This is a genomic window from Streptomyces sp. NPDC030296, assembly GCF_055572815.1.
On the sequence record NZ_JBVICQ010000002.1, the window covers coordinates 294,247 to 308,650 of the forward strand.

Annotated in this window: 12 protein-coding genes and 1 tRNA gene; 10 read left to right on the top strand and 3 right to left on the bottom strand. The window is 68.9% G+C overall.

Annotation, left to right across the window (positions count from 1 at the left end):
• Positions 1–146 precede the first annotated feature (146 nt).
• From ACZ4Z3_RS05290 to ACZ4Z3_RS05325, 8 genes are all read left to right on the top strand, one after another.
• Entirely contained in the window at positions 147–2,426 is a 2,280-nt protein-coding gene (locus ACZ4Z3_RS05290; protein WP_468499755.1) for an FdhF/YdeP family oxidoreductase, read from the top strand.
• A gap of 72 nt (positions 2,427–2,498) precedes the next feature.
• Positions 2,499–2,984: a hotdog fold thioesterase gene (locus ACZ4Z3_RS05295; protein WP_468499756.1), complete on the top strand. Its 486-nt coding sequence runs from the start codon at positions 2,499–2,501 to the stop codon at positions 2,982–2,984.
• Positions 2,985–3,050: 66 nt separating this feature from the next.
• Positions 3,051–3,458, top strand: a complete 408-nt coding sequence (locus ACZ4Z3_RS05300; protein WP_468499757.1) for a hypothetical protein — start codon at positions 3,051–3,053, stop codon at positions 3,456–3,458.
• 877 nt (positions 3,459–4,335) lie between these two features.
• A complete protein-coding gene (locus ACZ4Z3_RS05305) occupies positions 4,336–5,571 on the top strand; it encodes a branched-chain amino acid ABC transporter substrate-binding protein (protein ID WP_468499758.1) in 1,236 nt (411 codons plus the stop codon).
• Between the two features lie 115 nt (positions 5,572–5,686).
• Entirely contained in the window at positions 5,687–6,619 is a 933-nt protein-coding gene (locus tag ACZ4Z3_RS05310) for a branched-chain amino acid ABC transporter permease (protein WP_249828685.1), read from the top strand.
• Positions 6,620–6,624: 5 nt separating this feature from the next.
• Positions 6,625–8,448, top strand: a complete 1,824-nt coding sequence (locus ACZ4Z3_RS05315; RefSeq protein ID WP_468499759.1) for a branched-chain amino acid ABC transporter permease — start codon at positions 6,625–6,627, stop codon at positions 8,446–8,448.
• 7 nt (positions 8,449–8,455) lie between these two features.
• On the top strand, positions 8,456–9,349 hold the full coding sequence (locus ACZ4Z3_RS05320) for an ABC transporter ATP-binding protein (protein ID WP_468499760.1): 894 nt from the start codon (positions 8,456–8,458) through the stop codon (positions 9,347–9,349).
• Positions 9,346–10,062 (top strand): ABC transporter ATP-binding protein, encoded by a 717-nt coding sequence (locus ACZ4Z3_RS05325; RefSeq protein ID WP_468499761.1) that lies wholly within the window; start codon positions 9,346–9,348, stop codon positions 10,060–10,062. The genes ACZ4Z3_RS05320 and ACZ4Z3_RS05325 overlap by 4 nt, the downstream gene beginning before the upstream one ends.
• 121 nt (positions 10,063–10,183) lie before the next feature.
• On the opposite strand, the gene ACZ4Z3_RS05330 is transcribed toward ACZ4Z3_RS05325, so the two are convergent.
• Entirely contained in the window at positions 10,184–10,840 is a 657-nt protein-coding gene (locus tag ACZ4Z3_RS05330; protein WP_468499762.1) for an ANTAR domain-containing response regulator, read from the bottom strand.
• A gap of 100 nt (positions 10,841–10,940) precedes the next feature.
• On the opposite strand from ACZ4Z3_RS05330, the gene ACZ4Z3_RS05335 reads away from it, so the two are divergent.
• Both ACZ4Z3_RS05335 and ACZ4Z3_RS05340 read left to right on the top strand, forming a co-directional pair.
• Positions 10,941–11,015 (top strand) — tRNA-Leu (locus ACZ4Z3_RS05335).
• 106 nt (positions 11,016–11,121) lie between these two features.
• Positions 11,122–11,877 (top strand): helix-turn-helix domain-containing protein, encoded by a 756-nt coding sequence (locus tag ACZ4Z3_RS05340; protein ID WP_468499763.1) that lies wholly within the window; start codon positions 11,122–11,124, stop codon positions 11,875–11,877.
• A 14-nt stretch (positions 11,878–11,891) separates the two neighbouring features.
• Here the strand turns inward: ACZ4Z3_RS05340 and pyk are convergent, their stop codons facing one another.
• Both pyk and ACZ4Z3_RS05350 read right to left on the bottom strand, forming a co-directional pair.
• Positions 11,892–13,331 carry a pyruvate kinase gene (gene pyk / locus ACZ4Z3_RS05345; protein WP_468499764.1) on the bottom strand — a complete coding sequence of 480 codons (1,440 nt, stop codon included), beginning with the start codon at positions 13,329–13,331 and terminating at the stop codon, positions 11,892–11,894.
• 172 nt (positions 13,332–13,503) lie between these two features.
• Positions 13,504–14,211, bottom strand: coding sequence for an SIMPL domain-containing protein (locus ACZ4Z3_RS05350; protein WP_468499765.1), 708 nt, complete (start codon positions 14,209–14,211; stop codon positions 13,504–13,506).
• Positions 14,212–14,404 lie beyond the last annotated feature (193 nt).

Sequence of the window (14,404 nt, forward strand, 5' to 3'; positions counted from 1 at the left end):
CCCCAGGGCGTCGAAGCGGACATGTCCCCGCCCCGGTCACCGCGGATCGTCCTCGTGCACCGATCTCGATCGGGGCCGGTGACACGTGCGAGGATCGGAGGCGTACCTCAGGCTCGACCGCACACGTACGCGAATGGGGAGCAGCGATGGCCGGCAAGGCGCCCAAGAGTGATCCGGTTCAGGACGCGCCGCAGGTCGCGCAGCCGAAGCATGCGGCGGCCGGGCTCCCCGCGATCGGGCACACCCTGCGGATCGCACAGCAGCAGATGGGGGTGAAGCGGACCGCGCTGACGCTGCTGCGGGTCAATCAGAAGGACGGCTTCGACTGTCCCGGCTGCGCCTGGCCGGAGCCCGAGCACCGGCACACGGCGGAGTTCTGCGAGAACGGCGCGAAGGCGGTCGCCGAGGAGGCCACGCTGCGCCGGGTCACCCCGGAGTTCTTCGCCGCGCACACCGTGGCGGACCTGGCCACCCGCAGCGGGTACTGGCTGGGCCAGCAGGGCCGGCTCACCCACCCCGTGTACCTGCCCGAGGGGGGCGACCGGTACGAGCCGGTGTCCTGGGAGCGGGCCTTCGACATCGTCGCCGAGGAGCTGAAGGCTCTCGGCTCCCCCGACGAGGCCCTCTTCTACACCTCCGGGCGCACCAGCAACGAGGCCGCGTTCCTGTACCAGCTGTTCGCGCGCGAGTTCGGCACGAACAACCTGCCGGACTGCTCCAACATGTGCCACGAGTCGTCGGGCTCCGCGCTGTCCGAGACGATCGGCATCGGCAAGGGCAGCGTCCTGCTTGAGGACCTGTACAAGGCGGATCTGATCGTCGTCGCCGGACAGAACCCGGGCACGAACCACCCGCGCATGCTGTCCGCCCTGGAGAAGGCGAAGGCGGGCGGCGCGAAGATCATCACGGTCAATCCGCTGCCCGAGGCGGGCCTGGAGCGGTTCAAGAACCCGCAGACCCCGCAGGGCATGCTCAAGGGCGCCGCCCTCACCGATCTGTTCCTGCAGATCCGCATCGGCGGTGACCAGGCCCTGTTCCGCCTCCTCAACAAGCTGATCCTCGACACCGAGGGCGCGGTCGACGAGGAGTTCGTGCGCGAGCACACGCACGGCTTCGAGGAGTTCGCGTCGGCGGCCCGCGCCGCCGACTGGGAGGAGACGCTCACCGCGACCGGTCTGACGCGCGAGCGGATCGACGAGGCGCTGCGCATGGTCCTCGCCTCGAAGCGGACGATCGTCTGCTGGGCCATGGGCCTGACCCAGCACAAGCACGCGGTGCCCACCATCCGCGAAGTCGTCAACTTCCTGCTGCTGCGCGGCAACATCGGCCGCCCCGGCGCGGGCGTGTGCCCGGTGCGCGGCCACTCCAACGTGCAGGGCGACCGCACGATGGGCATCTTCGAGCGGCCCGCCCCGGCGTTCCTGGACGCCCTGGAGAAGGAGTTCGGCTTCGCGCCGCCCAGGGAGCACGGCTACGACGTCGTGCGGGCCATCAAGGCCATGCGCGACGAGAAGGCAAAGGTGTTCTTCGCGATGGGCGGCAACTTCGTGTCGGCGTCCCCCGACACGGAGGTCACGGAGGCGGCGATGCGCCGCGCCCGGCTGACGGTGCACGTGTCGACGAAGCTGAACCGCTCGCACGCGGTCACGGGCGCGCGTGCGCTGATCCTGCCCACCCTGGGCCGCACCGAGCGTGATGTGCAGGGCAGCGGCGAGCAGTTCGTGACCGTCGAGGACTCCATGGGCATGGTCCACGCCTCCCGCGGCCGTCTGGAGCCCGCGAGCCGGCACCTGCTGTCCGAGCCGGCCATCGTGTGCCGCCTCGCCCGCCGGGTCCTCGGGGAGGAGAGCCGTACGCCGTGGGAGGAGTTCGAGAAGGACTACGCGACGATCCGTGACCGCATCGCGCGCGTGGTGCCCGGTTTCGAGGACTTCAACGCGCGGGTGGCCGACCCGAACGGCTTCGCGCTGCCGCACGCCCCGCGCGACGAGCGCCGCTTCCCCACGGCCACCGGCAAGGCCAACTTCACCGCCGCGCCGGTGGAGTTCCCCCGGCTGCCCGAGGGCCGCCTGCTGCTGCAGACCCTGCGCTCGCACGACCAGTACAACACCACGATCTACGGCCTCGACGACCGCTACCGGGGCATCACGGGCGGCCGCCGGGTCGTCCTCGTCCACCCCGAGGACGCCGCGGAGCTGAAGGTCGCCGACGGCTCCTACGTGGACCTGGTGAGCGAGTGGAAGGACGGTGTGGAGCGCCGGGCGCCCGGTTTCCGGGTGGTGCACTACCCGACGGCCCGCGGCTGCGCCGCCGCCTACTACCCCGAGACCAACGTCCTGGTGCCGCTGGACGCCACCGCGGACACCAGCAACACCCCGGCCAGCAAGTCCGTCGTGGTCCGTCTGGAACAATCGGCCACCGACTGAGCGTTTGCTCAGGCAGTCAGGCCGGTATACGACCGCCGACGGCACGCGGCGGTCGACGACGAACGGAGCCCCATGGGCGAGCAGCACCACGTCACGTTCCCGCAAGAGGTCATCGACGAGTACGCGGCACTCGGCGTCGACCTGGTCGCGATGTTCTCCGCGGGGCACCTGGGCATCCGCATGGGCGTGCAGATCGTGGAGGCGTCCGCGGACCGCGTCGTCGGCACCATGCCGGTCGAGGGCAACACCCAGCCGTACGGGCTGCTGCACGGCGGCGCGTCCGCCGTGCTGGCGGAGACCCTCGGCTCGGTCGGCTCCATGCTGCACGCGGGCAGCTCCAAGATCGCGGTGGGCGTCGACCTGAACTGCACCCACCACCGCGGCGTACGGTCCGGGCTGGTCACCGGAGTGGCCACACCGGTGCACCGGGGGCGCTCGACCGCCACGTACGAGATCGTCATCAGCGACGAGGCGGGTAAGCGGGTGTGCACGGCCCGGCTGACCTGTCTGCTGCGGGACGTCCTGCCGGCCGACGCCCAGCGGGCCACGGGCGGCTGACCGTCGACGAGCCCGCGGTCACCGGACGCTGGCGGACGGCGGCGGGGGAGGTCTAGCTTTCGGGGCATGGGAACGGGTGGAGCCTTGGGGTGGAGGGCCGCCCTGGGACCGGCGCTGCTGATCGGCGCCCTGGTTACCGGGTGCGGGGCGGCGGGGACGGACGACGGACCGGGCGGGCCGCGGGCCAAGGACCCGACGTCGTCGCCGTCGGCCGAGCCGCCCGAGGAGCTGTGCGCGCGGATCGTCTCCTACTGGTCGCTGAGGACACTGGACGAGGACGGCTACGGCGACTACCAGTCCATGGGGCTGTCGAACGGCCAGTACGACATCCTGCGCGAGGTCCTCGACGCCGCCCGGGCGAAGGAGCGGCACGCCGGCCGGACGGCGGCCGAGCGGCTCGTCGGCGAGGAGGCGCGCACCCGCTGCGCGCAGTTGTACCGGAACGGCAACCCGACCGGGGGGCCGTGGAGTTGAGTGGCGTCGGGCCCGTCGAAGCGGGCGAGGGGACGCACGCCGAGGACGCCCCGTCGCCGCGCGGGCGACTCACCCCGCTGCGCACGCGGCACCGCCGCGCCGCGCTCGCCGTCGGCTCGGCCGCCCTCGTCCTCGCCGGCGGCCTCCTCTACGTGACCCGTCCCCGGCCGGAGCCCTCCGACCCTCCCCCGTACCCGTCCCAGGCCGTGGAGTTCACCTACCTGGGGCCCGAGACCCGGCCCGCCGGCCTCCCGGCCGGGAGTTTCAGCTTCGGCATCGCGGTGACCACGCGCGACGGGCCCCCGGTCACCGTGACCCGGATCTCCCAGCCGTCCGCCGGACTCACCCTCTCCGCCAGGCCGCGACCGCCCTTCCGGAGCCCGGCCGACGGTGCCCGCACCGTCGTGCTCACCATGCGGGTGACGGATTGCGGGAAAGTCCCGAGGAACGCCGGACTGCCTTTCCTGGACGTAACTCTGCGTAATAGGCGCGCAATAGAAGACCACAGTTTCATCCTCGGCGGACGCTATGCCCGCGACCTCTCCGAAGCGATTGAGGTCGCCTGCAGCAACGACTTGACGTCACTACCAAAACTCAAGAACACTCCTGAAAACGGCAGCGCACTTCCTGCGGCTTCTCACAATGTGGACAGGGCGAATCGGTCTTAATTCCTCGCATCCACCCACGGAGTACCGCTCTGCATTACGTCGTGTCATAACAAGAGCGTCACAGCCTCCGTCAGACCCTCCTCCACGTTCCCATCACACGCTTAGAGTCACGCCCAGTCACCGCGCCATCGGATTCGAAGTCATTTTCGTCCCAGCGCTCGACTCGGCCCGCTCAACCAGGAGGGGCCGTGCCACGGAAAGGACTGATCGTGCGTCAACGCTCGCTCATCGCCATCACCGCCGCGCTGGCGGCGGGAGCTCTTACCCTCACCGCCTGCGGCTCGCGCGACGACAGCGCCGGCTCGGACTCCGAAGGAAGCGGCGGCGGCACCACTGTCGTCATCGGTGTCGACGCACCGCTGACCGGCGACCTGTCCGCCCTGGGTCTCGGCATCAAGAACTCCGTAGACCTGGCCGCCAAGACGGCCAACAAGGAGAAGACCGTCGAAGGCGTGACCTTCAAGGTCGAGGCCCTCGACGACCAGGCACAGCCCTCCTCGGGCCAGCAGAACGCCACCAAGCTCGTCGCCGACAAGGACGTCCTCGGCGTCGTCGGCCCGCTGAACTCCTCGGTCGCCGAGTCCATGCAGAAGGTCTTCGACGACGCCAAGCTCGTCGAGGTCTCCCCGGCCAACACCAACCCGGCCCTGACCCAGGGCACGGACTGGCAGAAGACCAAGACCCGCCCGTACAAGTCGTACTTCCGCACCGCGACCACGGACGCCATCCAGGGCCCGTTCGCCGCGCAGTACGTCTACAACGACGCCAAGAAGAAGAAGGTCTTCGTCATCGACGACAAGAAGACCTACGGCGCCGGTCTGGCCGCCACCTTCACCGAGGAGTTCAAGAAGCTCGGCGGCAAGGTCGCCGGCACCGAGCACATCAACCCCGACACCAAGGACTTCTCCGCGGTCGCCACCAAGGTGAAGAACTCCGGCGCGGACGTCGTCTACTACGGCGGCGAATACCCGCAGGCCGGCCCGCTCAGCAAGCAGATCAAGGCCGCCGGCGCCAAGATCCCCGTGGTCGGCGGTGACGGCATCTACAGCGCCGACTTCATCAAGCTGGCCGGCGCCAGCGGCACGGGCGACCTGGCCACCTCGGTCGGCGCCCCGGTCGAGGAGCTCCCCTCCGCCAAGGAGTTCGTGGCGAACTACAAGGCCGCGGGCTACAAGGAGGCCTTCGAGGCCTACGGCGGCTACTCCTACGACTCGGCCTGGGCGATCATCGAGGCCGTGAAGAAGGTCGTCGAGGACAACGGCGGCAAGCTCCCGAGCGACGCTCGCGCCAAGGTCACGGCCGCGATGCAGAACGTCTCGTTCGACGGGGTGACCGGCAAGGTCTCCTTCGACGAGTACGGTGACGCCACCAACAAGCAGCTCACCGTCTACGCCGTCGAGAACGGTGCCTGGAAGGCTGTCAAGTCCGGTACCTACACCGGCTGATCCTCCACAACCGCACCATTCCTGAGCCGCGCGGGGCGCTGTTCCACTGGCGCCCCGCGCGGACTCGCATCCGGCCCCCCGTCGAAACATCCGAAACCCTCTCGGAGGACATGCGGTGAACGAACTGCCGCAGCAGCTGGTCAACGGCCTGCTACTGGGATCCATGTACGGGCTGGTCGCCATTGGCTACACAATGGTCTATGGCATCGTCCAGCTCATCAACTTCGCCCACGGCGAGATCTTCATGACCGGAGCGTTCGGCGCTCTGACCATCTACGTGTACGTCCTGCCCGACGGCACGTCCATGTGGATCGCCCTGCCGCTGATGCTCATCGGCGCCGCCCTGGTCTCCACCACCATCGCCGTGGGAGCGGAACGATTCGCCTACCGCCCCCTCCGCAGCGCCCCACGCCTCGCCCCCCTCATCACCGCCATCGGCCTCTCCCTCGCCCTGCAGCAGGCGGTGTGGGCCTGGTACCCCGAGGCCAAGTCCGCCCGGACCTTCCCCGAGATCCCCGGCGGCCCCTTCGAGATCGGCAGCGTCACCATCCAGACCGGTGACGTCTTCCTCCTGATCGCGGCCCCCATCAGCATGGCCGTCCTCGCCTACTTCGTCATGAAGACCCGCACCGGCCGCGGCATGCAGGCCACCGCGCAGGACCCGGACACCGCCAAGCTCATGGGCATCAACACCGACCGCATCATCGTGGTCGCCTTCGCCCTCGGCGCGATCTTCGCCGCGGTCGGCGGTGTCGCCTACGGCCTGAAGTACGGCCAGATCGACTTCCGCATGGGCTTCATCCTCGGCCTGAAGGCCTTCACCGCAGCCGTCCTCGGCGGCATCGGCAACATCTACGGAGCCATGATCGGCGGCGTGGTCCTCGGCATCGCCGAAACCCTGGCCACCGCTTACATCGCCGACATCCCCGGCATGGACCAGTTCGGCAGCCAGTCCTGGGCCGACGTCTGGGCCTTCGTACTCCTCATCCTCGTACTGCTGTTCAGACCACAAGGTCTGCTCGGCGAGCGCGTCGCGGACAGGGCGTGACACCGATGACCACACAGACCACCGCACCCGAAACCCCCACCCCTGCCTCCGGCAAGCCCGCCGGCCTGATCGGCCTCCCCGAGAAGACCGGCCTCGCGCTCGCCCTCGGCGGCAGCGTCCTCACCATCATCTCCACGTTCCTCGCCTGGACCTGGACCTCCGCCTTCCCCGGCAACCTCACCGTCTACGGCTACCCGGGCGGCCTGCAGGTCCTCGTCCTCATCGGCGGCGCCCTGGCCACCCTCTTCTGCCTGGCCCGCTACGACGTGACGGGCCTCGGCTGGCTGGTACCCGCCGGCGCCGACGCGGCCATCAAGTTCGCCACCCTCGCCACCTTCGCCACCAGCTGGTACACGGTCCTCGCCATCAGCGTCGACCTCGGCGGCCTCGTCAACCTCGAACCCGGCGGCTACCTCGTCGCCGTCGCCAGCCTCGCCGCCCTCCTCGGCGCCCTGGCACTGCCCTTCGAGCGCCCCGCGCCCGACCCGTTCGACCCCGACGACACCGGCTGGGAGCTGTTCAAGCACCAAACGGGCAGCAAGTGGGCCACCTTCAAGGCGGCCTTCGCCAGCGGCACCCCCCGCCGCGTCGGCACGCTCCCCTCGTACGTCGAGATCCTGATCATCGTCGCCGTCCTCGCCCTCGGCCTGACCGTCTTCACCTACGGCATCGGCACCGAGTACGACGAACTGTTCATCGGCTTCCTGATCACCGCCGGCTTCGGCTTCGGCGCCCTCAACAAGGCCGGCCTCATCGCCCAGGCCTCCCAGATCACCGCACGGCACCAGAACATCACCATCTGCGGCGCCTTCGTCGCGGCGGCGCTGTTCCCCTTCACCCAGACCGACGACCAGTACGCGACCATCGGCGTCTACATCCTGATCTTCGCCACCGTCGCCCTCGGCCTGAACATCGTCGTCGGCCTCGCCGGCCTCCTCGACCTCGGATACGTCGCCTTCCTCGGCGTCGGCGCCTACGCCGCCGCCCTGGTCTCCGGCTCCCCCAGCTCGCCCTTCGACGTGCACTTCCCGTTCTGGGCCGCCGTCCTCGTCGGAGCCCTCGCCTCGCTCGTCTTCGGCGTCCTCATCGGCGCCCCGACCCTGCGACTGCGCGGCGACTACCTGGCCATCGTGACCCTCGGCTTCGGTGAGATCTTCCGGATCACCGCCAACAACCTCGACGGCACCTCCGGACCCGACCTCACCAACGGCTCCAACGGCATCTCCTCGATCCCGAACCTCAACATCCTCGGGTTCGACTTCGGCCTCCAGCACACCATCGGCGGCTTCACCATCGGCCGCTTCGCCAACTACTTCTTCCTGATGCTGCTCATCACCGCCGTCGTCGTGCTGGTCTTCCGGCGCAGCGGTGACTCCCGCATCGGCCGCGCCTGGGTCGCCATCCGCGAGGACGAGACCGCCGCGCTCGCCATGGGCATCAACGGCTTCCGCGTCAAGCTCATCGCCTTCGCCGTCGGCGCCTCCCTGGCCGGCCTCGCCGGAACCGTCCAGGCCCACGTCACCTACACCGTGACACCCGAGCAGTACCTCTTCGCCGGTGTGATCCCGCCCAACTCCGCCTTCCTGCTCGCCGCGGTCGTCCTCGGCGGCATGGGCACCATCAGCGGACCCCTCATCGGCGCGGCCCTGCTGTTCCTCATCCCCAACAAGCTCCAGTTCCTCGGCGACTACCAGCTCCTCGCCTTCGGCCTCGCACTCATCCTGCTGATGCGCTTCCGCCCGGAGGGAATGATCCCCAACCGGCGCCGCCAGCTCGAGTTCCACGAAGACGCGGAACCGCCCACAGTGCTCACCAAGACGGGGGCCTGACACCACCATGACGACTGACACCATCACCCCGAGCACCACGGGCCAGACGGTCCTCGACGCCCGCGGCGTCACCATGCGCTTCGGCGGCCTCACCGCCGTCCGCAACGTCGACTTCACCGTGAACGCCGGCGAAATCGTCGGCCTCATCGGCCCCAACGGCGCCGGCAAGACGACCTTCTTCAACTGCCTCACCGGCCTGTACATCCCCACCGAGGGCGAAGTCCGCTACAAGGGCAACGTCCTGCCGCCCAAGTCCTTCAAGGTCACCGCGGCCGGCATCGCCCGCACCTTCCAGAACATCCGCCTGTTCGCGAACATGACGGTCCTGGAGAACGTGCTCGTCGGCCGCCACACCCGGACCAAGGAAGGCTTCTGGTCGGCCGTACTGCGGCTGCCCAGCTTCCACAAGGCCGAGGCCAAGTCCCGCGAACGCGCCATGGAACTCCTGGAGTTCGTGGGCCTGGAGAGCAAGGCCGACCACCTCGCCCGCAACCTCCCCTACGGCGAACAGCGCAAGCTGGAGATCGCCCGGGCACTCGCCAGCGAACCCGGCCTCCTCCTCCTGGACGAGCCCACCGCCGGCATGAACCCGCAGGAGACACGAGCCACCGAGGAACTCGTCTTCGCCATCCGGGACAAGGGCATAGCCGTACTCGTCATCGAGCACGACATGCGGTTCATCTTCAACCTCTGCGACCGCGTCGCCGTCCTCGTCCAGGGCGAGAAGCTCGTCGAGGGCGACAGCGCCACCGTCCAGGGAGACGAACGCGTCGTCGCCGCCTACCTCGGCGAACCCTTCGAAGACGCTCCCGGCAAGGACGAGGTCGCGGAAGTCGAAGCCGCCGAAGCACACGCCGAGGCCGCCACCGACGCCGCGCCCGGCAAGGAGAACGACCGATGACCGCACTGCTCGAAGTCGAGGACCTCCGGGTCGCCTACGGCAAGATCGAAGCCGTCAAGGGCGTCACCTTCAAGGTCAACGCGGGCGAAGTCGTCACCCTCGTCGGCACCAACGGCGCCGGCAAGACCACGACCCTGCGCACCCTGTCCGGGCTCCTCAAGCCCGTCGGCGGCCAGATCAAGTTCAACGGCAAGTCGCTGAAGAAGGTCCCCGCGCACGACATCGTCTCGCTGGGACTCGCCCACTCCCCCGAGGGGCGGCACATCTTCCCGCGCATGAGCATCGAGGACAACCTCCGCCTCGGCGCCTTCCTGCGCAACGACAAGCCCGGCATCGAGAAGGACATCCAGCGCGCCTACGACCTCTTCCCCATCCTGGGCGAACGTCGCAAGCAGGCCGCCGGCACCCTCTCCGGCGGCGAGCAGCAGATGCTGGCCATGGGCCGCGCGCTCATGTCCCAGCCGAAGCTGCTCATGCTCGACGAGCCCTCCATGGGCCTCTCGCCGATCATGATGCAGAAGATCATGGCGACGATCGCCGAGCTGAAGTCCCAGGGCACCACCATCCTGCTCGTCGAGCAGAACGCCCAGGCGGCGCTCTCCCTCGCCGACCAGGGCCACGTCATGGAGATCGGCAAGATCGTCCTCTCCGGCACGGGCTCCGACCTGCTGCACGACGAATCCGTCCGCAAGGCGTACCTCGGCGAGGACTAGCGGACCAGCCACCGGACCGACACACGAGGAGGCCCGCACCCCCCTTCCCAGGGGGGTGCGGGCCTCCTCGCACGTACGACGGTGACAGTACGGACCGGCCGACAGCACGACCGGGCCGCCGTCAGCCCTTCGCGGACTTCTTCTCGTCGGCGTCCTGAATGACCGCCTCCGCGACCTGCTGCATCGACATCCTGCGATCCATCGACGTCTTCTGGATCCACCGGAACGCCGCCGGCTCCGTCAGCCCGTACTCCGTCTGCAGGATCGACTTCGCCCGGTCGACCAGCTTGCGGGTCTCCAGCCGGAGCGTGAGGTCCGCGACCTCCTTCTCCAGCTCCTTCAGCTCCGTGAACCGCGACACCGCCATCTCGATCGCCGGCACGACGTCACTCTTGCTGAACGGCTTCACCAGGTACGCCATCGCGCCCGCGTCCCGTGCCCGCTCCACCAGGTCGCGCTGCGAGAACGCGGTCAGCATCAGCACCGGGGCGATACGCTCCTCGGCGATCTTCTCGGCGGCGGAGATGCCGTCCATCTTCGGCATCTTCACATCCAGGATCACCAGGTCCGGCTGGTGCTCCCGGGCCAGCTCGATGGCCTGCTCACCGTCACCGGCCTCGCCCACGACGGAGTAGCCCTCCTCTTCGAGCATCTCCTTGAGGTCGAGGCGGATCAGCGCCTCGTCCTCGGCGATGACGACACGGGTCGTGAGCGGAGGCACGTGCGACTTGTCGTCTTCGGGCACGTCGAGGGGCTGGGGCGACTCGGGGGCGGTCACGTGGGCTCCTTGTTCAGGGCAGGGGTACTGCTGACAAGAGGGTACCTAGCTGCGGTAAGGTGGTCTGGCAGCGGGTCGAGGTAAACCTTCGATTCACTGGGCCCCGGTAGCCCAATTGGCAGCAGGCAATGGATTCAAAACCCATACAGTGTCGGTTCGAGTCCGACCCGGGGCACTTTTCCTTCGGTTCCAAGGTCGCCATTCAGAAGCGGATGTCCACATTCTCGTGAACATCCGCTTTTTGCTGCACCCAGGAGTGAGCAGTCGCCCAGAGTGACCGCATGTACGACGTCAGCACACGCCGACGAGCCCTGGCACTTGTCGCGCAGGGGCGCAGCCTGAACTCCGTGAGCCGCGAAACCGGCGTCTCCCGGGCCGCGATCCGCTCTTGGCAGGAGAGGCTCGAACCACTCCCCCGCATGACGACTCCGGATCCCGGGCCACCAGCCGACGACCCCGCGTACTCCTACCTGCTCGGCCTCTACCTCGGAGACGGCTGCCTCAGCGCCCACCCACGGGGCGGCCATTACCTCCGCATCGCTTGTGCCGACGCGTGGCCAGGGCTGGTCCGACTGTGCCGGGAGGCCATCGCGCAGGTACGACCTGGCGTCGGCGTGTACGCACAGCAGAAGCAGGGCTGCGCGATGGTCACCAGCTACTACCCGCACTGGCCTGCTCTGTTCCCCCAACACGGCCCCGGCAAGAAGCACGAGCGTCGCATCGTGCTGGAACCCTGGCAGCAGGCCATCATCGACGCTCACCCGTGGGAGTTCGTCCGCGGACTCATTCACTCCGACGGGTGCCGTATCACCAACTGGACCACCCGCCTCGTCGGCGGCGAGCGCAAGCGCTACGAGTACCCCCGTTACTTCTTCACCAATAAGTCGGAGGACATCCGGCGGCTCTATACCAGCGCCCTCGACCAGCTGGGCGTGGAGTGGACGAACTGCACCCGCGACGGCAACTCGTACAACATCTCCGTCGCCCGTAAGGCCTCCGTCGCGCTGATGGATACCCATGTCGGGCCCAAGCACTGACCACCCCCGGCCCGCTACCCCTTCGGGGCGGCGGCCTCGGCGATGTGGTGGATGTGGACCAGGTTCGTGGTGCCCGCGACGCCCGGTGGGGAGCCGGCGGTGATGACGACCGTGTCGTCCTTGCGGCAGCGGGCGTACCGCAGCAGCAGTTCGTCGACCTGGCCGATCATCGCGTCGGTGGAGTCGACGCGCGGTCCGAGGAACGTCTCGACGCCCCAGGTGAGGCTCAGCTGGGAGCGCGTGGCCGGGTCGGGGGTGAAGGCGAGGAGGGGGATCGGGGAGCGGTAGCGGGACAGGCGGCGGGCGGTGTCGCCGGACTGGCTGAACGCCACGAGGAACCGGGCGCCGACGAAGTCACCGATCTCGGCGGCGGCGCGGGCCACGGCGCCGCCCTGGGTGCGGGGTTTGTTGTGCTCGGTGAGGGGTGGGAGGCCGTCGGCGAGCATGTGCTCCTCGGCGGCGGCGACGATGCGGCTCATCGTGCGGACCGTCTCGACGGGGTGTTTGCCGACGCTGGTCTCGCCGGACAGCATCACCGCGTCGGTGCCGTCGAGGACCGCGTTGGCGACGTCGCTGGCCTCGGCGCGGGTGGGCCGGGGGTGGTGGATCATCGAGTCGAGCATCTGGGTGGCGACGATGACCGGTTTGGCGTTGCGTCGGGCGAGGGCGATGGCGCGCTTCTGGACCAGGGGGACCTGTTCGAGGGGCATTTCGACGCCGAGGTCGCCGCGCGCGACCATGACGCCGTCGAAGGCGGCGACGATGTCGTCGAGGGCGTCGACCGCCTGGGGTTTCTCGACCTTGGCGATGACGGGGAGTCGGCGGCCCTCCTCGTCCATGATGCGGTGGACGGCGTCGACGTCCCGTCCCGATCGCACGAAGGACAGGGCGATGATGTCGAAGCCGGTGCGCAGGGCCCAGCGGAGGTCGTCCTCGTCCTTGGTGGACAGGGCGGGGACGGAGACGGCGACGCCGGGGAGGTTGAGGCCCTTGTGGTCGGAGACGACGCCGCCTTCGACGACCTCGGTGTGGACGCGGGGCCCGTCGACGGCGGTGACGTGGAGGGTCACTTTGCCGTCGTCGACGAGGATGCGTTCCCCGGTCGTGACGTCGGTGGCGAGGCCGTCGTAGGTCGTGCCGCAGATCTCGTGGGTGCCTTCGATGTCAGGTTCGACGGTGAGGGTGAAGGTGTCGCCGCGTTCGAGGAGTACGGGGCCTTCGGTGAAGCGGCCGAGGCGGATCTTCGGGCCTTGAAGGTCGGCGAGGAGGCCGACGCTGCGGCCGGTTTCGTCGGAGGCCTTGCGGACGTGGTGGTAGCGCTCCTCGTGTTCGGCGTGGTCGCCGTGGCTGAGGTTGAAGCGGGCGACGTCCATTCCGGCTTCGACCAGTGCCTTGATCTGGTCGTACGAGTCGGTGGCGGGCCCGAGGGTGCAGACGATCTTTGCTCGGCGCATGGTTCGAGCCTAGGGCTTACCCGCCGGTAGGGACTTGGAGGCACGTGACTACTCAACGGCCTTTGGGTGAAGGGTATTTGACAAGCAGTCAACAGATGTCGTCGGTAGTTATCGAGGTGGCGTCAAGGTGGCGTCAAGCAGTGAAGCCGGGCGCCGGCGTGGCGGGGGGCGTTCACAGGGTGGGTGGGTGCAGGGTGAAGCGGGCGTTGACCTGGGCGTGGATGTGCTGGCGTTCGGGTTCGAGGTCGAGGGGGGCCGGTGCGGCGTCTTCCGTGGCGTAGGCCATGGTGCGGGCGTAGGCGGCGGGTCGGAAGGGTTCGGGGGTCTCGGCGCCGAGGTCGGCGAGTTCGACGAGGGCGGCGAGGGTGGTGCCGAGTGCCTCGGCGTATTCGCGGGCGCGCTGGACGGCTTCGCGGACGGCTTTCTGGCGGGCTTGGCGGTGGGCGGGCGAGTCGGGGCGGAGGGTCCAGGTGGGGCCGTCGACGTGGGTGAGGTCGAGGTCGGCGAGGCGGGTGGTGAGTTCGCCGAGGGCGGTGAAGTCGGTGAGTTCGGCGGTGATGTGGACGCGGCCGTGGTAGGCGTGGACGCGTTCACCGCGGCCTTTCTCCTTGAGTTGGGGGGTGAGGGAGAAGGTGCCGGTTTCCAGGCGTTCGACGGCGTCTCCGTAGCTTTTGACGAGGTCGAGGGCGGTGTTGTTGCGGCGGGTGAGGTCGTCGAGGGCGGTGCGGCGGTCCTTGCCGCGGGCGGTGACGGTGATGCCGATGCGGGCGATCTCGGGGTCGACCTCCAGGTGGGCGTCGCCGCGGACGGCGATGCGGGGGGCGTCGGGGGTGCCGTAGGGGAGGGCGGCGGGGTGGGGCTGTGCGGGCGTGTCGGTCATACGTCCCACTCTGTCACCGCGGGTCCGGTTGGCGTGGGGAGCCGCGGGGTGCCGGTCACCAGATCGCAACCTGGAGGGTCTGTTGCTGTGTGGAATGTACGGGTCAGAATCTACGCGCGTTATCGCGTGTGGCCTTTTTTGTTGTTCGCCGGTCTACGCGCGTTGAGATCCCGTTCCTCCCGAGGAGTACCGA